Consider the following 17,939-nt stretch of genomic DNA (forward strand, 5'->3'; position numbering starts at 1 on the left):
GCCGGCCATGCCGCCTTGAAGCACGAGCGGAGCAATCGATGGACAAGCAGCAGCAGCGTTTTCCGGACTATCTTCTGAACGGCTACCACAATTTCATGAACGGTCGCTTCAGCGAGCAGCAGAAACGCTACAAGGCGCTGGCGGAAACCGGGCAAAAGCCGAAGACAATGGTCATTGCCTGTTGCGACTCGCGCGCTGCGCCGGAAACGATCTTCGACAGCGGCCCGGGCGAACTCTTTGTCGTGCGCAACGTCGCCAATCTCATGCCGCCCTACGAGCCGGATGGGCACTACCACTCGACTTCGGCGGCGCTGGAGTTCGCCGTCCAGTCGCTGCGCGTCAGCGACATCGTCGTCATGGGCCACGGCCGCTGCGGTGGTATCAAGGCGGCACTCGATCCGGATGCCGAGCCGCTGTCGCCGGGCGATTTCATCGGACGCTGGATGCATCTTCTGAAGCCCTCGGCCGAGCAGATCCAGAGCAACGACGTGATGACCCAGGCGGAGCGCCAGCGCGCGCTCGAGCGGGTTTCGATCCGCAACTCGCTTGCCAATCTGCGCACGTTCCCCTGCGTCCAGATCCTCGAGGCCAAGGGCAAGCTCCACCTGCATGGCGCCTGGTTCGACATCTCGACCGGCGAACTCTGGGTGATGGACCCGGTCACCGGCGACTTCTCCCGCCCGGGAATGTGACCGCTCAGCAAAAAGGCCCGGCTCTTTCGAACCGGGCCTTTTGTCTGGTTGGAACGGCTAAACGTTCCGAAAGACGCAAATCCTAGAGACCGTCGATCTCGGCGCCGATGATGGCGATCGCCTGCTGGTAGACGGTTGCCGCATTCCAGCCCTGGATCGCGGCGAAGTTCGCCTGACCCTGCTGATAGCCGGCGCCCGGCTGCCAGCCATGGCCGCGCAGGAAGTTGGCGGTGGACGCCAGCGCGTCGGCCTTGGAGCGAACCATGTCGACATGGCCGTTGCCGTCGCCATCGACGCCGTATTTCAGGACGTTGGCGGGCAGGAACTGGGTCTGGCCGATTTCGCCGTGGGCGGCGCCACGCGCATCCGGGCTCAGGTCGCCGCGCTGCACGAGCTGCAGGGCCGCATAAAGCTGGTTGGTGAAGTAGTCCGAGCGACGGCAGTCATAGGCGAGCGTTGAAACGGCCGAGAGCGTGTGCTCCTTGCCCATGAAGCCGCCGAAACCGGTTTCCATGCCCCAGATGGCGATCAGCGGGCCGGCCGGTACGCCGTAGCGCCGCTCGATGCTGGCAAAGAGAGCAGCGTTCTGCTGCTTCATCTTCTTGCCGCGGGAAATGATCACCTGGCCGCCACGCTTCTGCATGAACTGGTCCAGCGACAGCTTGAAGCTCTTCTGGCCGCGGTCGGCGCGGATCGTCGCCTTGTTGTAGGAGACGCCGGAGAGTGCACGGTCGAGCACCTGCGGGCTGATGCCGCTGCCGGAAGCCTGTTGCTTGAAGTTCTGCACCCAGGCTTCAAAGCCGCTTCCGTCATTGCCGCATTGGGCGGCAGATGCCACCGCCGGAAAAACTGCAGTCGAAATCAGGGCGACAAGCCCCACTGCTGCGCACTTCGCCCTGTGCATGAAATACCCCGTCATAGCCCGAATCTCGTTGCTCTTGAAAATGCCAGCCTTCGCCGGCCGTGTCACCTCCCGCAAGCGGCAGGTAACTTTATCGTGGTTTCACGTGAATCCGGGAAGGATCGGCCCCTCGTGAAACAGGAAACCCGCCAGGCCCGAAAGAGCCTGGCGGGAGTGAATGGTTCTAGTGCCGTTTTCAGGCAGCCTGCTTGCGCGGCTTGATCAGGCCGCGGTTGACCAGGAGCTCGGCAATCTGGATGGCGTTGAGAGCAGCGCCCTTGCGCAGGTTGTCGGAGACGACCCACAGGTTGAGGCCGTTTTCGACGGTCGCGTCCTCGCGGATGCGCGAGATGTAGGTGGCATCTTCGCCGGCGCATTCGTAAGGGGTGACGTAGCCGCCGTTCTCGTGCTTGTCGACGACCAGGCAACCCGGCGCTTCGCGCAGGATGTCGCGCGCTTCGTCGGCGGTGATCTCGTTTTCGAACTCGATGTTGACCGATTCCGAGTGGCCGATGAAGACGGGCACGCGCACGGCGGTGCAGGTCACCTTGATCTTCGGGTCGAGCATCTTCTTGGTTTCGGCCAGAACCTTCCACTCTTCCTTCGTGTAGCCGTCTTCCATGAACACGTCGATGTGCGGGATGACGTTGAAGGCGATGCGCTTGGTGAACTTCTTCGATTCGATCGGATCAGCAACGAAGACAGCGCGGGTCTGGTTGAAGAGTTCGTCCATGCCGTCCTTGCCGGCGCCGGAAACCGACTGGTAGGTCGAGACGACGACGCGCTTGATCTTGGCGTGGTCGTGCAGCGGCTTCAGCGCGACGACGAGCTGGGCGGTCGAGCAATTCGGGTTGGCGATGATGTTCTTCTTGGTGAACTGCGCGATCGCGTCCGGGTTCACTTCCGGCACGATCAGCGGCACTTCGGCGTCGTAGCGCCAGGCCGAGGAGTTGTCGATGACGACGCAGCCCTGCTGGCCGATCTTCGGCGAGTACTTCAGCGACACGGCGCCGCCGGCCGACATCAGGCAGATATCGGTGTCGGAGAAGTCGTAGTTTTCGAGGTTCTTGACCTTGAGGGTCTTGTCGCCAAAGGAAACTTCCGTGCCCTGGGAGCGGGCCGAAGCAAGGGCGACCACTTCATCTGCGGGAAAGCCGCGTTCGGAAAGAATGTTCAGCATCTCCCGGCCGACATTGCCGGTGGCGCCTGCGACTGCAATCTTGAAACCCATGATCTAAGCTCTCTTTTCTGTCTCTCCTCGTCGGGTGAGGGGGAAACCGCGCGACCTGCCGCGAGGGTTCCTGTCCCCGGCCAAACCGGGGAGAGAGCGGAGGGCCAGAGACGTCAGACGGTTTTCGTCGTCGTTTTGGCCGTTGTTTTGCAAGCGAACGAAAAATCGACATCCTGCCCCGCGGCAAGAGCCGGCAGGATCAAAGCAGCGATGGCTGGACCGATCGGTCGCATGGTGGTGATTTCCTCGTTCGTCGCTGCTCTTACGCGGTTTTGGGGAAGAGTCAAGACGTTGCCGCGCGCCAGCACGCTCTCCGGTCCGGCCGCGATTGATCGCCGCATTAGACGAAAGTCATAAGCCGAAAGCATCTCTGCCTGCATCGGTTGTTTTCTGCCATCCTCTTCACCAGGCGCACCACGTCCGGCCATTCTCGGGAGGAATGCCGGACCTGCCAATGGGCGCTCCAACAGGCTGTTTTGGAGTGGAGGATAAACAAAATGGCAAATGTCGCGACAGCGGACGACGCAAAAACGCGTCCGATGACCGGCGAGGAGAAGAAGGTCATCTTCGCCTCGTCGCTCGGTACCGTCTTCGAATGGTACGATTTCTATCTCTACGGTTCGCTCGCCGTTTACATCGGCGCGACCTTCTTCAGTTCCTACCCGGAAACGACGCGTAATATCTTCGCGCTTCTGGCCTTTGCCGCCGGCTTCCTGGTTCGCCCGTTCGGCGCCCTGGTCTTCGGTCGCCTCGGTGACCTCGTCGGCCGCAAATACACCTTCCTCGTCACGATCCTTATCATGGGTCTGTCGACCTTCCTGGTCGGCATCCTGCCCGGCGCTGCCTCGATCGGCATTGCCGCGCCGATCCTTCTCATCGTGCTGCGCATGCTGCAGGGCCTGGCGCTCGGCGGCGAATATGGCGGTGCGGCAACCTACGTGGCCGAACACGCGCCGAACGGTCGCCGTGGCTACTTCACCTCCTGGATCCAGACCACGGCAACGCTCGGTTTGTTCCTGTCGCTGGTGGTGATCCTGCTCGTGCAGTTCGCGCTCGGCAAGGAAGCCTTCGCCGCCTGGGGCTGGCGCATTCCGTTCCTGCTGTCCTGCGTGCTGCTCGGTATTTCCGTCTGGATTCGCCTGAAGATGAACGAATCGCCTGCCTTCAAGAAGATGAAGGAAGAGGGCAAGACCTCGAAGGCACCGCTGCGCGAAGCTTTCGGCCAGTGGAAAAATGCCAAGATTGCCCTGCTCGCGCTGTTCGGCGCCGTCGTCGGCCAGGCCGTCGTCTGGTATTCCGGCCAGTTCTACGCGCTGTTCTTCCTGACCGGCGTTCTGAAGGTGGACGCGCAGTCGGCCAACATCATGGTCGCCGCCTCGCTCATCCTCGGCACGGGCTTCTTCGTGCTCTTCGGCTGGCTCTCCGACAAGATCGGCCGCAAGCCGATCATCATGGCCGGCCTGCTGCTCGCCATGCTCACCTACTTCCCGCTGTTCAAGGCGCTGACCTGGGCCGGTAACCCGGCACTCGCTCAAGCCCAGGCAACCGTTCGCGCAACGGTGACCGCGGCTCCCGGCGACTGCAAATTCCAGTTCAACCCGACGGGCACGGCGAAGTTCACGACCTCGTGCGACATCGCAACCGCGTTCCTCACCAAGAACTCCGTTCCCTATGACGTCGTCACGACGGCGGCAGCGGGCACGGCAGCGACGGTCAAGGTCGGCGACACGACGATCAACAGCTACGACGCCGTTGCTGCTGGCGATGGTGCCAAGGCTGCCAACGCCGCCTTCGAAAAGCAGACCAACATGGCGCTCCACAATGCCGGCTATCCGCTGGTTCGTGGTGCGGCAAAGGTTCCGGACGCCAAGCTTGACGGCTTCGTCACCGCCAATCCGGAACTGTCGCTCGATGCAGCCGCAGTGCGCGGCGGCGAAAAGACCATGGTTCCGGCCGAAAAGCTCATCGCCGACAAGCTGCTGACCAAGGATGAAGTAGGCACTGCCACCGAAATGGCCGTCTACACGGTCGCTGGCGGCGGCACCTACGCGATGGTCGCTGACCCGGCCAGCGTCAACTGGACGACGATCATCGCGGTGCTCACCGTGCTCGTCATCTACGTGACGATGGTCTACGGCCCGATCGCCGCCCTGCTGGTCGAACTCTTCCCGACCCGCATCCGCTACACCGGCATGTCGCTGCCCTACCACATCGGCAACGGCTGGTTCGGTGGCCTGCTTCCGGCTACGGCCTTCGCGATGAGTGCTGCCCAGGGCGACATCTACTACGGCCTCTGGTACCCGATCGTCTTTGCAGGCATCACGCTGGTCATCGGCCTCCTGTTCCTGCCGGAAACGAAGGATCGCGACATCCACGCGATGGATTAAGCCCGGCGCTCCCGGAGAGAACACATCCCGGGAGCACCTCAATTCTTCCCCGAGCTATTATGGCTCTCCTGACTCCGGCGCGGTCTTCCGCGCCGGCTTTTTATTGGGTCGGTTCGCTGCGTCCGGCAAGCGGCCACCCGCCTGGGCCGAGATGAAACAGGCGGCCGTATTTTGCGAAGGCAAATGCCATCATCACCGATGTCCAAAGGCCGAGCAGCAGCCCGGCGGCGACGTCGCTCGGATAGTGCGCGCCGACGATGACGCGGGAAACACCGATCGTCAGCGCCAGCACCAGAAACAGCGGCCTCAGTCTCGGCAGCAGCATGGCGAAGACGCCGAAAAACGCACCGGCCGCGGTCGAGTGCCCGGACGGAAAGCTCTCATAGAGATCACTGGTGGCGAACGGCGAGAGGCTGTAGGCGCCGAGTTCGGCAAAGAGTTCCGGTCGTGCCCGGCCGATCAGGACCTTCAGCGTGTGCACGAGGGCGCTGGCTGTGCCGATCGTCAGCAGGAAATAGGCGGCGAGATCGCGGGCGGCGCGCGCCTTGTTTTGAAGCGGCCCCTGGCCTGCCGCCCGTCGCAGCACGAAGGCTCCCGCGAGCAGGGCGCCGGAAAGATAGATCATCCAGCCAAAGGTACCGAAATCGGTGATCCGTTCATTGAAGGTGACAATGCTGTCCGGCAGGCCCTGAGCGCGCTGCGACAGGAACGGATCGAGCGGGATGAGCGCGAACACGAGGACGGCAGTCGTCAGCACGATCCATCCGGTGGCCGCAAGTGGTCGGTTCATGGTTCTCCCGTCCTGCCGGCCAGATCGCGCGGCAATTGTCTGTTGCTGTCGGCGCTTGGTGCAGGGCGCTTGCTGCGCCAGGCGGCCCGGGCTGTCTTCCCCGATGTGTCGGTTCTTTTGGCAAATTCAAGGCCGTAAACGCAAAACACCTCCGGATGCGCTCCGGAGGTGTTTGTTTGTCGTGGCTTCGGCAGGCGCCAGATCGACGCCTTGAGGTGCCGGTTATGCTTAAGCCGAGAGCGCCTTGAACTCGGCGAGAATGGCGTCGCCCATTTCCGTGGTGCCGACCTTCTTCGCCCCTTCGGCCATGATGTCGCCGGTGCGGATGCCCTGGTCGAGCACGTTGGCGATCGCCTTTTCCAGATTGTCGGCTTCCTTCACCAGGTTGAAGGAATAACGCAGGCACATCGCAAACGACGCGATCATCGCGATCGGGTTGGCAATGCCCTGGCCGGCAATGTCGGGCGCCGAGCCATGCACCGGCTCGTAGAGCGCCTTGCGCTTGCCGCTGACACCGTCCGGTGCACCGAGCGAGGCCGACGGCAGCATGCCGAGCGAACCGGTGAGCATGGCGGCCACGTCCGACAGCATGTCGCCGAACAGGTTGTCGGTGACGATGACGTCGAACTGCTTGGGCTGGCGCACCAGCTGCATGCCGCCGGCGTCCGCCAGCATGTGCTCGAGCTGGACGTCGGAATACTTCGCCTTGTGCGTCTCGGTCACCACCTGGTTCCACAAGACGCCCGACTTCATGACGTTGCGCTTTTCCATCGAGCAGACGCGGTTTTGCCGCGTGCGGGCCAGTTCGAAGGCGACGCCCGAGATGCGCTCGATCTCGTAGGTGTCGTAGACCTGGGTGTCGATGCCGCGCTTCTGGCCGTTGCCGAGATCGACGATCTCCTTCGGCTCGCCGAAATAGACGCCACCGGTGAGTTCACGCACGATCAGGATGTCGAGACCTTCGACCAGTTCGGGCTTCAGCGAGGAAGCGGCAGCCAGCGCCGGATAGCAGATTGCCGGACGCAGGTTGGCGAAGAGTTCGAGATCCTTGCGCAGGCGCAAGAGGCCCGCTTCCGGGCGAACCTCGTAAGGCACCGCATCCCACTTCGGACCGCCGACGGCGCCAAACAGCACCGCGTCGGCGGCGAGCGCCTTTGCCATGTCCTCTTCCGAGATCGCCTGGCCGTGGGCGTCATAGGCCGAACCGCCGACCAGGCCCTCGTCCGTCACGAAGCCGGCAGCAAGCTCGGCATTCATGTAGGCGATGATTTTGCGGACTTCCGCCATGGCTTCCGGGCCGATGCCGTCGCCGGGCAGAAGGAAGAGGTTGCGCACAGTCATGGATAGTCCTTCTCGCGGGGGGAAAACTCGGCCGCGTTCTAGCGCAACTTCGTATCGAGGGAAATCGGCGAAACGAAAGATTTGTGCGCGGCCGCAAGCGACATGTTCCCGACGGAACAGCTGATCAGCCGGGGGACTGCGATGATTTTCTCAGAAACAGCGTGCCTGCCCGGCCATCGATCCCTCAAGGACAAAAAACATGCGCAACTTCCTCCACGCCGTCGCCGCCCATATCCGCGCCACGACCAAGAACCTGACCTTTGCTGGCCGTCCGTCCATCCGGCGCTCACCGGCCTCGTCCTATAGCTGGCTTAGCTTTCCTCTTGACTGAATCGGTGCCTCCGGATCGAATGCGGGCAACACAACTGGGAACCCGCCATGTCCGAGACGCTGCTGATCGGAGCCTTTCTCGCCGCCCTCTCCTATGTCCTTATTCCCGGGCCGGCGTTTCTGGCGCTGCTCGGTATCGGCGCGGGCCAGGGGCGCAAGGCAGGCGCCCTGTTCATGGGTGGGCATCTTGCCGGTGACGTTCTCTGGTCGACCCTGGCGCTGGTCGCAATCGTCGGCGCCCGCTCCGTCGGAACGACGATCTTCGATATCCTCGGTCTCTTCTGTGGCGCCTATCTCGGCTGGATCGGCTGGACGGCACTGCGCGCACGCCCCGCCGGCGAAAACCGCGCGCTTGTGACAGTCGAGCGCCCTCTAAGGCGCGGACTGATTTTCGGACTCACCAATCCCAAGGGTTATCCGGTGGCGCTCGCAACCTTCACGGCGCTGCTTGCCAGTTCGGCCAACGCGCTCGAGTTCGATGCGCTGCCGGCGCTGCTCGGCGTCTCGCTGATCGGATTTCTCGTTGCCGACCTGATCCTGATCGTCATCATCGGAACGTCCGTCGTGCGGCGCTTCTACCGGCGCCACGAACTCGCGATCGTCCGGCTTTCCGGTCTCCTGTTCATCGGCTTTGCCGTTCAGGCGGTCTGGCACGCAGCTCCCGGACTTCTCGGTTTGCGCAGGCCTTGACGGCAAGCCACTGCGCGACCACCTCCATTGCCTCCGCGCCCCGATGTCATAGATCAGGGGCGCCCCTCCCCGGCGCCGCGTCGGACCGCATGCGAAAGGACTTCTGATGACCACCAGCACCCCGCTCAATCCCGCGCTCACCGCATGGACCGGCCACGAAGGCCTGCCGCGTTTCGATCTGGTGAAGGACGAGGATTTTGCCCCAGCGTTCGACGCAGCTTTCCGGGAGCATGAGGCGGAGATCGACGCGATTGCCGAAAACCCGGCGGCGCCGACCTTCGAAAACACGATCATTGCGCTGGAGATCGCCGGCGACGGACTTTCGCGCGTATCCTCGATCTTCTGGAACAAGGCCGGCGCCGACACCAACGAGGCGATCCAGGCGCTGGAGCGCGATATCGCGCCGAAGATGTCGCGGCACTATTCGAAGATCGGCATGAATGCGGCGCTGTTCAAGCGCATCGACACGCTCTGGGAAGGGCGCGCAGGCCTCGGCCTCGATCTCGAAGCGACGCGCGTGCTCGAACGGCACTGGAAGGGCTTCGTCAAGTCCGGCGCCAAGCTTGCAAAGCCCGAGCAGGAGCGGCTGGCAGCGATCAACGAAAAGCTCGCCGGTCTCGGCGCCAAGTTCGGGCAGAACGTGCTCGCCGACGAAAAGAGCTGGGTTCTGTTCCTGGAGAGCGAGGAGCAACTCGCCGGGCTTCCGGACTTCCTGCGTGACGCCATGGCGGCGGTCGCCGACGACCGCGGCCAGAAGGGGAAATATGCCGTCACCCTGTCGCGTTCGATCATTGAACCGTTCCTGACCTTCTCCGACAAACGCGAGCTTCGCGAGCAGGCCTTCCGCGCCTGGATCGCGCGCGGTGAAAGCGGTGGCGAGACCGACAATCGCGGGCTGATCGCCGAGACGCTGGCGCTGCGGGCGGAAAAGGCAAAGCTGCTCGGATACGAAAACTTCGCGTCGCTGAAACTCGACGACACCATGGCGAAGACGCCTGATGCCGTGAACGGCCTCTTGATGCAGGTATGGGAAAAGGCGGTTGCCCGTGCTCGTGAGGAAGAAGCCGAGCTTGCCCGGCTGGTTGCCGACGAGGGCCGCAATCACGACGTCATGCCCTGGGACTGGCGCCATTACGCCGAGAAGCTTAGGGCCGAGAAGTTCAATTTCTCCGAGGGCGAACTCAAGCCTTATCTGCAGCTCGAAAAGATCATCGAGGCCTGCTTCGATGTCGCCAAGCGCCTGTTCGGCGTTACCGCGACGGAGAAGAAGGGCATTGCCGCTTACCATCCCGATGTGCGCGTCTTCGAGATCAAGGATGCAGCCGGCAAGCTGGTGGCGCTGTTTCTCGGCGATTACTTCGCCCGGTCCTCGAAGCGCTCCGGTGCCTGGATGAGCTCGTTCCAGTCGCAGCACAAGCTCAAGCTGAAGAACGGCGCCGAGGGCGAACTGCCGATCATCTACAACGTCTGCAATTTCGCGAAGCCCGCCGAGGGCAAGCCGGCGCTGCTGTCGCTCGACGACGCCCGCACGCTCTTCCACGAGTTCGGACACGCATTGCATGGCATGCTATCCAACGTCACCTATCCTTCGGTTTCCGGCACGGGCGTCTCGCGCGACTTCGTCGAGCTGCCGTCGCAGCTTTACGAACACTGGCTGACGGTGCCGGAGATCCTCAAGCGTTACGCGGTGCACTACCAGACCGGCGAGCCGATGCCGCAGGCGCTGCTCGACAAGGTGCTGGCGGCGCGGACCTTCAACTCGGGCTTTGCAACGGTCGAGTTCACCTCGTCGGCGCTGGTCGACATGGCCTATCACACGGCTGAAGTGACGGCGGAACCGATGGCGCTCGAAGCCAAGAAGCTCGATGAGATCGGCATGCCGAAATCCATCGTCATGCGCCACCGCAGCCCGCATTTCCTGCACGTCTTCTCGGGCGACGGCTACTCGGCAGGCTACTATTCCTACATGTGGTCGGAAGTGCTCGACGCTGACGCCTTCGCGGCCTTCGAGGAAACCGGCAACGCTTTCGATCCGGCCATGGCCGCCCGCCTCAAGGACAACATCTATTCGGTCGGCGGTTCGATCGATCCGGAGGATGCCTACAAGGCCTTCCGTGGCAAGCTACCGAGCCCGGATGCGATGCTGGCGAAAAAGGGCCTGGCCGCCTGAGCCACGCCTATCTCCGATCACGCCATCCGGCGTGATCGGTTGTTCCAAAGTCCCCGCGCCGTCTCGCAAGCAGCCTCGTAGTCGTCGTGATTGCGCAGGCTGAGAAGGGCAGCAGCAGCCGTCGTGACGATGGTGGTTTCCGCGCGTTGGTCGCGGGCAGCACCGGTCCAGACGGCTTGCCAGTATTCGCGGCTGCTCAAGCCGGTGCGCGCTTCGGCTGGCGGCGCGATTTTCGCGGGAATGATGAGGTCCGATGGTTCGCCCCCGACAAGACGGAAAAGCGGCGTCTGGCGGTAGGGCGTGAACTCGGCGTGGTCGCGGGTGTTGCCGAGGATCGTCAGTTCTCTCGTTTCGAGCAATAGAGCGATGTCGCGGCTGAGCGTACGGCTCGAAGGATTGGCGACGCCGAGCAGGCTTGCCCGCCCGCCCATCGGATTGATGAGATGGATGGCGGCGTTCAGCGGCATGCGCATCTCCATCAGCCGATAGAGCCCCAGCAGACGATAGACCTGTGGGGCAAAGGCCGAGAGCGGCAGGTAGGCGATGCCCGCCGACCCAAGTGCAGCCTTCGCGGCTGCGATCGACGTGCAGACCGGGATGCCGGCTGTGGAAGCGGCCACCTCGAGCTTGTGCCGCTCCTGACCCTCTTCACCGTAGCTTCCATGCAGCACGACGCGATGGCCGGCATCGGCGACGAGCCGTGCCGCATGCAGGAACCAGGGTGCGGTCTTCAATTTCGGCGAGAGGTAGCAGGGCCAGTCGAGGTCCGCGATCCCGCTTCCCGGCACAATCGCGCCGATATGGCGGCGCATGGCGCGCACGAAGCCGGCCACCTCCACCGCCGTCGGCCCGCGATAGTGCAGCACCGTCATCAGCGCGCCGATCTGTACCGGATCAGCCTCCCCGGCAAGGATGATCGCCAGCGCGTCCTCTGCCTCCTCTTCGCTCAAGGGTCGGCTTCGGCCGGCGCCGGTGCCGACAGTCGCGATGCAGCGGGCCAATCGTCGTTCAGGGGCGGCGTCGTCACCGATTTCGGCCAGCTTTGCGGCGAACTGTTCCGGCGCCGGCTCCCCCTCAAGCAGGCGGCTTGGCCGGACCGCCAGCGGCGGTGCGTCGGTCAGGGCCTGCCCTCCCCAACCGGCGTGACCCGTTGCTGTGGGGGCGGAGGCATTGGAGCGTGCGTCAAGCAGGGCTTCGGTCTCTGCGGCAAGTGCGCGCACGCGCAGCCGCAGAGACTCGGCAAGCGGGGTCGGGCGCAGCCCATGACCGGTGCGCAGAAACAGCGGATCGGCATAGTCCTCACGCAATTGACCGAGCAGGCGGCTCATCGCCGAGGGCTGCAGGCCGACGCTTGAGGCGGCACGGCTGACGCTGTTTTCGCGCAGCAGCGCGTCGAGCGCCACCAGTAGGCGCAGCTTGCTCAGATCCGTCTGACGTTCGTTCGAGACCGGCTTTCCAATTGCCTCGCCCGTTCGTTCTTCCGCCATGGTTCGTCCTGCCTTCCTGTCTCATCCGGCATATTCGCGGGCGCTGTTTTGCGTCGTTTCGTATTTGGAACCGTTCCAAAACAGCGTCGTTGACCGTCTCCCTCGCCAATAACTAAGTGGAGTTCATTACTCAAGATATATGCGGGGCGAAGATGATGAAGCGGATGGGGCTTGCGACCGAAACCGAGGGGCGGCGGCAAGGGGCCCGCCGGAACCGGTGCGGTCCGGCCGGATGGTCACTTCGTTTCGTCTGCGCCTGCCTTGCCGGTACGGCGTTGACAGTGCCGACGGACGCCTTGGCGCAGAAGGCCAAGGAAGAGGACAAGGAGAAAGCGACCGAGCTTGAGCAGATCGTGGTGACGGCGACCGGGTTCGAGCAGAACGTCAAGGATGCGCCGGCGAGCATTACGGTGGTCACGGGCGAAGATTTGCAGAAGCGGTCGTTCCGCGATCTCACCGATGCGCTGCGCGACGCGCAAGGGGTGGCGGTGACCGGTGTCGCCAACGAGCGCGACATCTTCATCCGCGGCCTGCCCGGCTCCTACACGCTGATCCTCGTCGACGGCAAACGCCAGAGCACGCGCGACGCGCGCACCAACGGCAATTCCGGCTTCGAGCAAAGCTTCATCCCGCCCGCCGCCGCCATCGAGCGCATCGAGATCGTGCGCGGTCCGATGTCGTCGCTCTACGGTTCCGATGCCATGGGTGGCGTCATCAATATCATCACCCGCAAGGTCGCCGACAGCTGGACCGGTTCGTTCACGACCGACGGCACGATGCAGCAGCATAGGCAGTTCGGCAATTCTGGCCAGATGTCGTTCTACACCAGCGGCCCGATCCTGAAAGATACGCTCGGCGTGCAGATCTGGGGGCGCGGACTGAAGCGCAGCGAGGACAAGTTCCTTTCTGGCATCACCGGCGCGAAGGAGCACGATCTGACGGCGCGGCTTTCCTATACGCCAAACGAGGATCACGACTTCTTCCTGGAAGGCGGCACGGCGCGGCTGAAGCGCGACGCCAATGTCGGTAACACCATTGCGCCCGGGCCGCGCGCCGTCAGTACCTACAACGAAAACGACCGCGATCATTGGTCGTTTTCCCATACGGGGCGCTGGGGACCTACGACGTCCGACTTCTCCATCCTGCAGGAATGGGCGGAGCGCCGGAACTACAATTACAGCCAGGCGGACGGCCGTTTCATCAAGCAGCCACGCGCACCCGAAGTCCGCAACACCGTCATCGACGGCAAGTTCACCACCCCTTTCGATCTCGGCGGCAGCCACACGCTGGTGACCGGCGGGCAATATTTCGAGGCGCGGCTTTCCGACCAGAATCCGGGTCGACGCACGGGGAAAACCGAAACTTTCTCGGCCACCCAATGGGCGCTGTTTGCCGAGGACGAATGGCGCATGGTCGATGACTTCGCGCTGACCACCGGCCTGCGTCTCGATCATCACGAGGAGTATGGCTACCACCTGAGCCCGCGCATCTATGGCGTCTGGAACGCGACCGACATGCTGACGGTGAAGGGCGGCGTCTCCACCGGCTTCCGCGCGCCCGATATCCGCAGCATCGCCCCGGGCTATGCCTACACCACCGGCGGCGGCGGTTGCACCTACGGGCCGACCGGCACCTGCGGCGTCATCATCGCGGACCCGAACCTGAAGGCCGAATCGAGCACCAGCTATGAAATCGGCGCGGTCTGGGACAATGGCGATGTCATCCTCGGCGGAACCTATTTCTACACGGACTTCCGGGACAAGATCGCCAACATGCCGGTGTTGGATGCCTCGGGTAATCCGGTCCGTTGGAGCGAGGATCCGAACTACCGCCTCTGGTACAACTACAACATCGACGACGCGATTATCCAGGGTGTGGAACTGACGGCGACCTGGAACGCGACCCCGGATCTGACACTTCGCGCCAGCTATACCTATACGCAGTCGGAACAGCAGACCGGAGATTTTGCCGGCTTCCCGCTGGCGCGCACACCGGAGCACATGGCCAATCTGAGAGCTGACTGGTTCACGCCGGTCGAAGGGCTCGAGGCCTGGGCCTCGGTCAACTATCACGGCGAAGAAATCTCCGCCGGCCCGCGTGTCTCGACCACCAGCGGCAAGCCTGTGAAGATCAACGGCAAAACGGGTTACAAGTATGATGCCTACACCACCGTCGATATCGGCACGAAATATGATGTCGGCGAAGGCCTGACGCTGAACGCAGCCGTCTACAACCTTTTCGACAAGGAAGTGGAGCCGACCGATTTCAATGCCGTCGGGGAAGGTCGCCGGTTCTGGCTGAGCCTGACGGCGACATTCTGATTATCCGGCCGGTCCCTGCCCGGCTTCAGATCGAGAACAGACGGCGCCTTCCGGGCGCCGTCTGGCTTTTCTCAGGCGCCCGTCTTTCTCAAGCGTTTTGGTCGACGCCAAAAGTCGATAGCAGGCTTTTCATCCGCTGCGCCGCCAGTTCCGGCCGGTCGAGTACATTTGCGCGGTCGGCGAGGCGGAAGATATCGGCATAGTGCAGCGCCCCGCGGGCGGACTGCATGCCGGCCGGCATGGTGAAGTGGCGCTGGTGCCCGTTCAGCCAGGCGAGGAGAACGACGCCGGCCTTGTAGTATTGCGTTGGCGCTTCGAAGATCTTGCGGGACAGCGGCACGGTCGGCTCGATCACGCCGCGGAAGGTCGCTAGATCGCCTTTCGCGAGTGCCGCCAAGGCCTTGGAGGCAGAGGGCGCCACCGCATCGAAGATGCCGAGCAGCGCGTGGCTATACTTCGTGCCGTCGCCTTCGATCAGTTCGGCATAGTTGAAGTCGTCGCCGGTGAAGCAGAGCACGCCTTCGGGCAGGCGATTGCGCAGTGCCACTTCCTTGGTGTTATCGAGCAGCGAGATCTTGATGCCCTCGACCTTGTCGCGGTTGGCCTCGATGATCGACAGCACCGTATCGAGCGCCTTGTCGAAATCCTCCGAACCCCAGTAGCCCCGAAGCTGCGGATCGAACATGTCGCCGAGCCAGTGCAGCACCACCTTGTGCCTGGCCTGGCCGAGGATGCGGCCATAGACGTGGCGATAGTCGTCGGCGGAACGGGCGACGCGGGCAAGCGCCCGGCTTGCCATCATGATCGCCCTGCCCCCCTCGCCTTCTACGAAGCCGACCTGTTCCTCATAGGCCGCAATCACGTCGTCCAGGGACCGCGCGTCTGCCGGGGCGAGATGATCGGTGCCGGCGCCGCAGGCAAGATCAGCGCCCGGCACCTGCCGAGCATCGCTCAGCGCGCGGCGGATCAGTTCCTGCGCGCCCGGCCAGGCAAGGCCCATGCCGCGCTGGGCCGTGTCCATCGCCTCGGCGATCTTGAAGCCCAGGCTCCAGAGGTGATGGCGAAACGCCATGGTCGCGTCCCAGTCGATCGCCGGATTGCCCCAGGGATCGAGGTCGCCAAGCGGATCCGAAACCACGTGGGCAGCCGCATAGGCGATGCGGTTGAAGATCGGCGGCGTGCTGGGCCGTTCGATCGGCGTTCCGGTCAGACGATACTGTTCAAGCGAACCGTCTTTGCACGGCAGCGTCAGGCTTGTCATTGGGGTTGGTCTCCTCCGCGGACGTTTGTCTTGGAATACTTTGGATCGTTCCAAATGGCAAGCGACAATGTTTTTCAGGCGAGGCGCCTCTCCTCCGAGTGAATGCATACTTTCGATATTATTATTGAAATTCAATCAAATAATCTGTCTATCGCGCGAATCTTAACGTCTCTCTGGACGTCTTGTCTCTGCGCCGGGCGCGGCCGGACCGGAAAAAAGTGATCAGCTAACTCTTGACGAAATTGGAACGTTCCAATTATGAAAGAGAAAAGCAGGCAGAAGAATTCGGGAGGATGCTGTGGTCAAGGAGAGGGTAACGGTCATCGATATTGCGCGCGCCGCCGGCGTGTCGAAGTCGACCGTGTCGCTCGTTCTTCAAGGCAGCTCGCTCGTCAACGAGACGACGCGCGCCAAGGTGAATGCCGCCATCCGCGATCTTGGTTACGTCTATAACCGTAGCGCCGCCAACCTTCGCCAGGCGAAGTCCAAGATCATTGGCATCGTCGTCAACGATCTCACCAACAGCTTCTTTGCCGAGCTCGCCGTCGGCGTCGATGCGGTCGTGCAGTCGGCCGGCTTCGTGCAGTTCCTCGCCAACACCGGTGAGAAGATCGAGCGCCAGCGCGAAGTTGTGGCGTCCATGCGTGAGCACGGCGTTTCCGGCCTGATCGTCTCCCCGGCGCGCGGCACGGAAGCGGCCGATCTCGCGCCGCTGGTCGAGAGCGGCATTCCGGTCGTGCTCGTCGTTCGCGACATCGCCGGTGCCGAGGTGTCATCGCTGATCTCCGACAATCATGCCGGCGCCATGGCTGCCGTCCGTCACCTGATCGAGCGCGGCCACCAGCGCATCGCCTTCCTCGGCGGTTTTCCGGATACGGCCGTTTTCGAGGCGCGCATGCGCGGCTACCGCGATGCTCTTGTCGAGGCCGGCATGCCGGTTTCCGACGCGCTGATCATCGGTTCGGCGCCGTCGCGCGCCGGTGGGGTGACCGCGGTGGAGCAGGCGATGATGCTCGCCGACCGGCCGACGGCCGCACTCTGCTTCAACGACGCGGTCGCCTTCGGCGTCTGTGATGGCCTGAGGGCGCGGCGACTGGAGCCGGGCGCAGACTTCGCCGTCATCGGTTTCGACGACGTGATCGAGGCGAAGACCGCCGTGCCGGCGCTGACGACGGTGTCCGTCGATCCGCAAGGCATGGGTCAGCGGGCCGCCGAGCTGCTGTTGAAGCAGATCAAGGCCGGCAAGGCGGAGCCGGAAACGATCGTTGGTTCGGTTCGTCTCGTGGTTCGCCAGAGCTGCGGCGCCGCGGTGGAAAGAAAAAGGGAGGCACTGGCATGACGCGTTGGGGTCTGATCGGCGCAAGCACGATTGCGCGTGAATGGGTGATCGGCGCGATCCGCGCCGCCGGAGGCGAGGTCGTTTCGGTCATGAGCACCAGCGCCGAACGTGGTGCGGCCTATGCCGAAGAGAACGGGATTCCGAAGTCGGTGACATCTGTCGCGGAACTCGTCGGCGATCCCGATGTCGATGCCGTCTATGTCTCCACCACCAATGAACTGCATCGCGAGCAGACGCTGGCGGCGATCGCTGCCGGCAAACACGTGCTCTGCGAGAAGCCGCTGGCGATGACGCTGGAGGATGCGCGCGACATGGTGAGCGCGGCGCGGGAAGCGGGTGTGGTTCTTGCCACCAACCACCATCTGCGCAACGCCGCAAGCCATAGGGCGATGCGCGATGCGATCGCCGAAGGCAAGATCGGCCGGCCGATTGCTGCGCGCGTCTTCCATGCGGTCTATCTGCCACCGCATCTCCAGGGTTGGCGGCTGGAGCGGCCGGATGCCGGCGGCGGCGTCATCCTCGACATCACCGTGCACGACGCCGATACGTTGCGCTTCATTCTCAATGACGACCCGATCGAAGCGGTCGCCATCAGCCATAGCGCCGGCATGGGCAAGGAAGGCCTGGAAGACGGCGTCATGGGTGTCATCCACTTCCGCTCCGGCGTCATCGCTCAGTTCCACGATGCCTTCACCACCAAATACGCCGAGACCGGTCTTGAGGTGCATGGCACCGAAGGATCGCTGATCGGCCGCAACGTGATGACGCAGAGGCCGACAGGCACGGTGACGCTGCGCAACGCCGATGGCGAGAGCGAGCTGACGCTCGACCATGCCAATCTCTACGAAACCGCGCTTTCCGCCTTCCACGCCGCCGTCAGGGGCGAGGGCCGTGCTTCGGCGACGGGCGAAGACGGCGTCTGGTCGCTGGCAACAGGCCTTGCCGTCGTCAAGGCGGCGGCCACCGGCCAGGCCGTGGCGATCGAAACGGGACTTTGAA

General features: G+C 63.4%; 15 protein-coding genes. 8 read left to right on the top strand and 7 right to left on the bottom strand.

Going from position 1 to position 17,939, the window contains the following annotated elements; all coding sequences use genetic code 11:
* Positions 1–38: 38 nt before the first annotated feature.
* Complete coding sequence (locus OKW20_RS23655) at positions 39–692, top strand: carbonic anhydrase (RefSeq protein ID WP_043623742.1); 654 nt, start codon at positions 39–41, stop codon at positions 690–692.
* A gap of 82 nt (positions 693–774) precedes the next feature.
* On the opposite strand, the gene OKW20_RS23660 is transcribed toward OKW20_RS23655, so the two are convergent.
* The 3 genes from OKW20_RS23660 to OKW20_RS23670 form a co-directional block, all read right to left on the bottom strand.
* A complete protein-coding gene (locus OKW20_RS23660; RefSeq protein ID WP_043623755.1) occupies positions 775–1,596 on the bottom strand; it encodes a lytic murein transglycosylase in 822 nt (273 codons plus the stop codon).
* Between the two features lie 193 nt (positions 1,597–1,789).
* Entirely contained in the window at positions 1,790–2,824 is a 1,035-nt protein-coding gene (locus OKW20_RS23665; RefSeq protein WP_034800169.1) for an aspartate-semialdehyde dehydrogenase, read from the bottom strand.
* Between the two features lie 113 nt (positions 2,825–2,937).
* Complete coding sequence (locus OKW20_RS23670; RefSeq protein WP_402325971.1) at positions 2,938–3,204, bottom strand: hypothetical protein; 267 nt, start codon at positions 3,202–3,204, stop codon at positions 2,938–2,940.
* A gap of 117 nt (positions 3,205–3,321) precedes the next feature.
* Between OKW20_RS23670 and OKW20_RS23675 the strand changes: the two genes are divergently transcribed.
* On the top strand, positions 3,322–5,211 hold the full coding sequence (locus OKW20_RS23675; RefSeq protein ID WP_429176060.1) for an MFS transporter: 1,890 nt from the start codon (positions 3,322–3,324) through the stop codon (positions 5,209–5,211).
* A 100-nt stretch (positions 5,212–5,311) separates the two neighbouring features.
* On the opposite strand, the gene OKW20_RS23680 is transcribed toward OKW20_RS23675, so the two are convergent.
* Together OKW20_RS23680 and leuB are read right to left on the bottom strand one after the other, a co-directional pair.
* Complete coding sequence (locus tag OKW20_RS23680) at positions 5,312–6,001, bottom strand: phosphatase PAP2 family protein (protein WP_429176062.1); 690 nt, start codon at positions 5,999–6,001, stop codon at positions 5,312–5,314.
* A gap of 228 nt (positions 6,002–6,229) precedes the next feature.
* Entirely contained in the window at positions 6,230–7,342 is a 1,113-nt protein-coding gene (leuB, locus tag OKW20_RS23685; protein WP_429176065.1) for a 3-isopropylmalate dehydrogenase, read from the bottom strand.
* 199 nt (positions 7,343–7,541) lie between these two features.
* On the opposite strand from leuB, the gene OKW20_RS23690 reads away from it, so the two are divergent.
* The 3 genes from OKW20_RS23690 (at position 7,542) to OKW20_RS23700 (ending at position 10,532) form a co-directional block, all read left to right on the top strand.
* Positions 7,542–7,673, top strand: coding sequence for a hypothetical protein (locus OKW20_RS23690; RefSeq protein WP_402325968.1), 132 nt, complete (start codon positions 7,542–7,544; stop codon positions 7,671–7,673).
* A gap of 47 nt (positions 7,674–7,720) precedes the next feature.
* Entirely contained in the window at positions 7,721–8,362 is a 642-nt protein-coding gene (locus OKW20_RS23695) for a LysE family translocator (protein WP_034803056.1), read from the top strand.
* A gap of 106 nt (positions 8,363–8,468) precedes the next feature.
* Positions 8,469–10,532: a M3 family metallopeptidase gene (locus OKW20_RS23700; RefSeq protein ID WP_429176067.1), complete on the top strand. Its 2,064-nt coding sequence runs from the start codon at positions 8,469–8,471 to the stop codon at positions 10,530–10,532.
* A 17-nt stretch (positions 10,533–10,549) separates the two neighbouring features.
* Here the strand turns inward: OKW20_RS23700 and OKW20_RS23705 are convergent, their stop codons facing one another.
* Positions 10,550–12,019, bottom strand: a complete 1,470-nt coding sequence (locus tag OKW20_RS23705; RefSeq protein ID WP_429176070.1) for a glycosyl transferase family protein — start codon at positions 12,017–12,019, stop codon at positions 10,550–10,552.
* 152 nt (positions 12,020–12,171) lie between these two features.
* Between OKW20_RS23705 and OKW20_RS23710 the strand changes: the two genes are divergently transcribed.
* A complete protein-coding gene (locus OKW20_RS23710) occupies positions 12,172–14,340 on the top strand; it encodes a TonB-dependent receptor domain-containing protein (RefSeq protein ID WP_429176079.1) in 2,169 nt (722 codons plus the stop codon).
* An 88-nt stretch (positions 14,341–14,428) separates the two neighbouring features.
* Here OKW20_RS23710 and OKW20_RS23715 read toward each other — a convergent pair whose 3' ends face one another.
* Positions 14,429–15,601, bottom strand: a complete 1,173-nt coding sequence (locus OKW20_RS23715; RefSeq protein ID WP_429116907.1) for a dihydrodipicolinate synthase family protein — start codon at positions 15,599–15,601, stop codon at positions 14,429–14,431.
* Between the two features lie 298 nt (positions 15,602–15,899).
* Here OKW20_RS23715 and OKW20_RS23720 point away from each other — a divergent pair, with 298 nt between their 5' ends.
* Both OKW20_RS23720 and OKW20_RS23725 read left to right on the top strand, forming a co-directional pair.
* Positions 15,900–16,940, top strand: coding sequence for a LacI family DNA-binding transcriptional regulator (locus OKW20_RS23720; RefSeq protein ID WP_429116910.1), 1,041 nt, complete (start codon positions 15,900–15,902; stop codon positions 16,938–16,940).
* On the top strand, positions 16,937–17,938 hold the full coding sequence (locus tag OKW20_RS23725; protein ID WP_429176086.1) for a Gfo/Idh/MocA family protein: 1,002 nt from the start codon (positions 16,937–16,939) through the stop codon (positions 17,936–17,938). The genes OKW20_RS23720 and OKW20_RS23725 overlap by 4 nt, the downstream gene beginning before the upstream one ends.
* Position 17,939: the final 1 nt, after the last annotated feature.

Origin of the sequence: Ensifer sp. LBL, from assembly GCF_050435225.1 — a bacterium.
In the GTDB taxonomy this organism is placed as follows: domain Bacteria; phylum Pseudomonadota; class Alphaproteobacteria; order Rhizobiales; family Rhizobiaceae; genus Ensifer.

Excerpts from the sequence above, each read along its gene's own strand:
- OKW20_RS23655 (WP_043623742.1), top strand. The coding sequence starts at position 39 with ATGGACAAGCAGCAGCAGCGTTTTCCGGACTATCTTCTGAACGGCTAC.
- OKW20_RS23660 (WP_043623755.1), bottom strand. The coding sequence starts at position 1,596 with ATGCACAGGGCGAAGTGCGCAGCAGTGGGGCTTGTCGCCCTGATTTCG.
- OKW20_RS23665 (WP_034800169.1), bottom strand. The coding sequence starts at position 2,824 with ATGGGTTTCAAGATTGCAGTCGCAGGCGCCACCGGCAATGTCGGCCGG.
- OKW20_RS23670 (WP_402325971.1), bottom strand. The coding sequence starts at position 3,204 with ATGCAGGCAGAGATGCTTTCGGCTTATGACTTTCGTCTAATGCGGCGA.
- OKW20_RS23675 (WP_429176060.1), top strand. The coding sequence starts at position 3,322 with ATGGCAAATGTCGCGACAGCGGACGACGCAAAAACGCGTCCGATGACC.
- OKW20_RS23680 (WP_429176062.1), bottom strand. The coding sequence starts at position 6,001 with ATGAACCGACCACTTGCGGCCACCGGATGGATCGTGCTGACGACTGCC.
- leuB (WP_429176065.1), bottom strand. The coding sequence starts at position 7,342 with ATGACTGTGCGCAACCTCTTCCTTCTGCCCGGCGACGGCATCGGCCCG.
- OKW20_RS23690 (WP_402325968.1), top strand. The coding sequence starts at position 7,542 with ATGCGCAACTTCCTCCACGCCGTCGCCGCCCATATCCGCGCCACGACC.
- OKW20_RS23695 (WP_034803056.1), top strand. The coding sequence starts at position 7,721 with ATGTCCGAGACGCTGCTGATCGGAGCCTTTCTCGCCGCCCTCTCCTAT.
- OKW20_RS23700 (WP_429176067.1), top strand. The coding sequence starts at position 8,469 with ATGACCACCAGCACCCCGCTCAATCCCGCGCTCACCGCATGGACCGGC.
- OKW20_RS23705 (WP_429176070.1), bottom strand. The coding sequence starts at position 12,019 with ATGGCGGAAGAACGAACGGGCGAGGCAATTGGAAAGCCGGTCTCGAAC.
- OKW20_RS23710 (WP_429176079.1), top strand. The coding sequence starts at position 12,172 with ATGATGAAGCGGATGGGGCTTGCGACCGAAACCGAGGGGCGGCGGCAA.
- OKW20_RS23715 (WP_429116907.1), bottom strand. The coding sequence starts at position 15,601 with ATGACAAGCCTGACGCTGCCGTGCAAAGACGGTTCGCTTGAACAGTAT.
- OKW20_RS23725 (WP_429176086.1), top strand. The coding sequence starts at position 16,937 with ATGACGCGTTGGGGTCTGATCGGCGCAAGCACGATTGCGCGTGAATGG.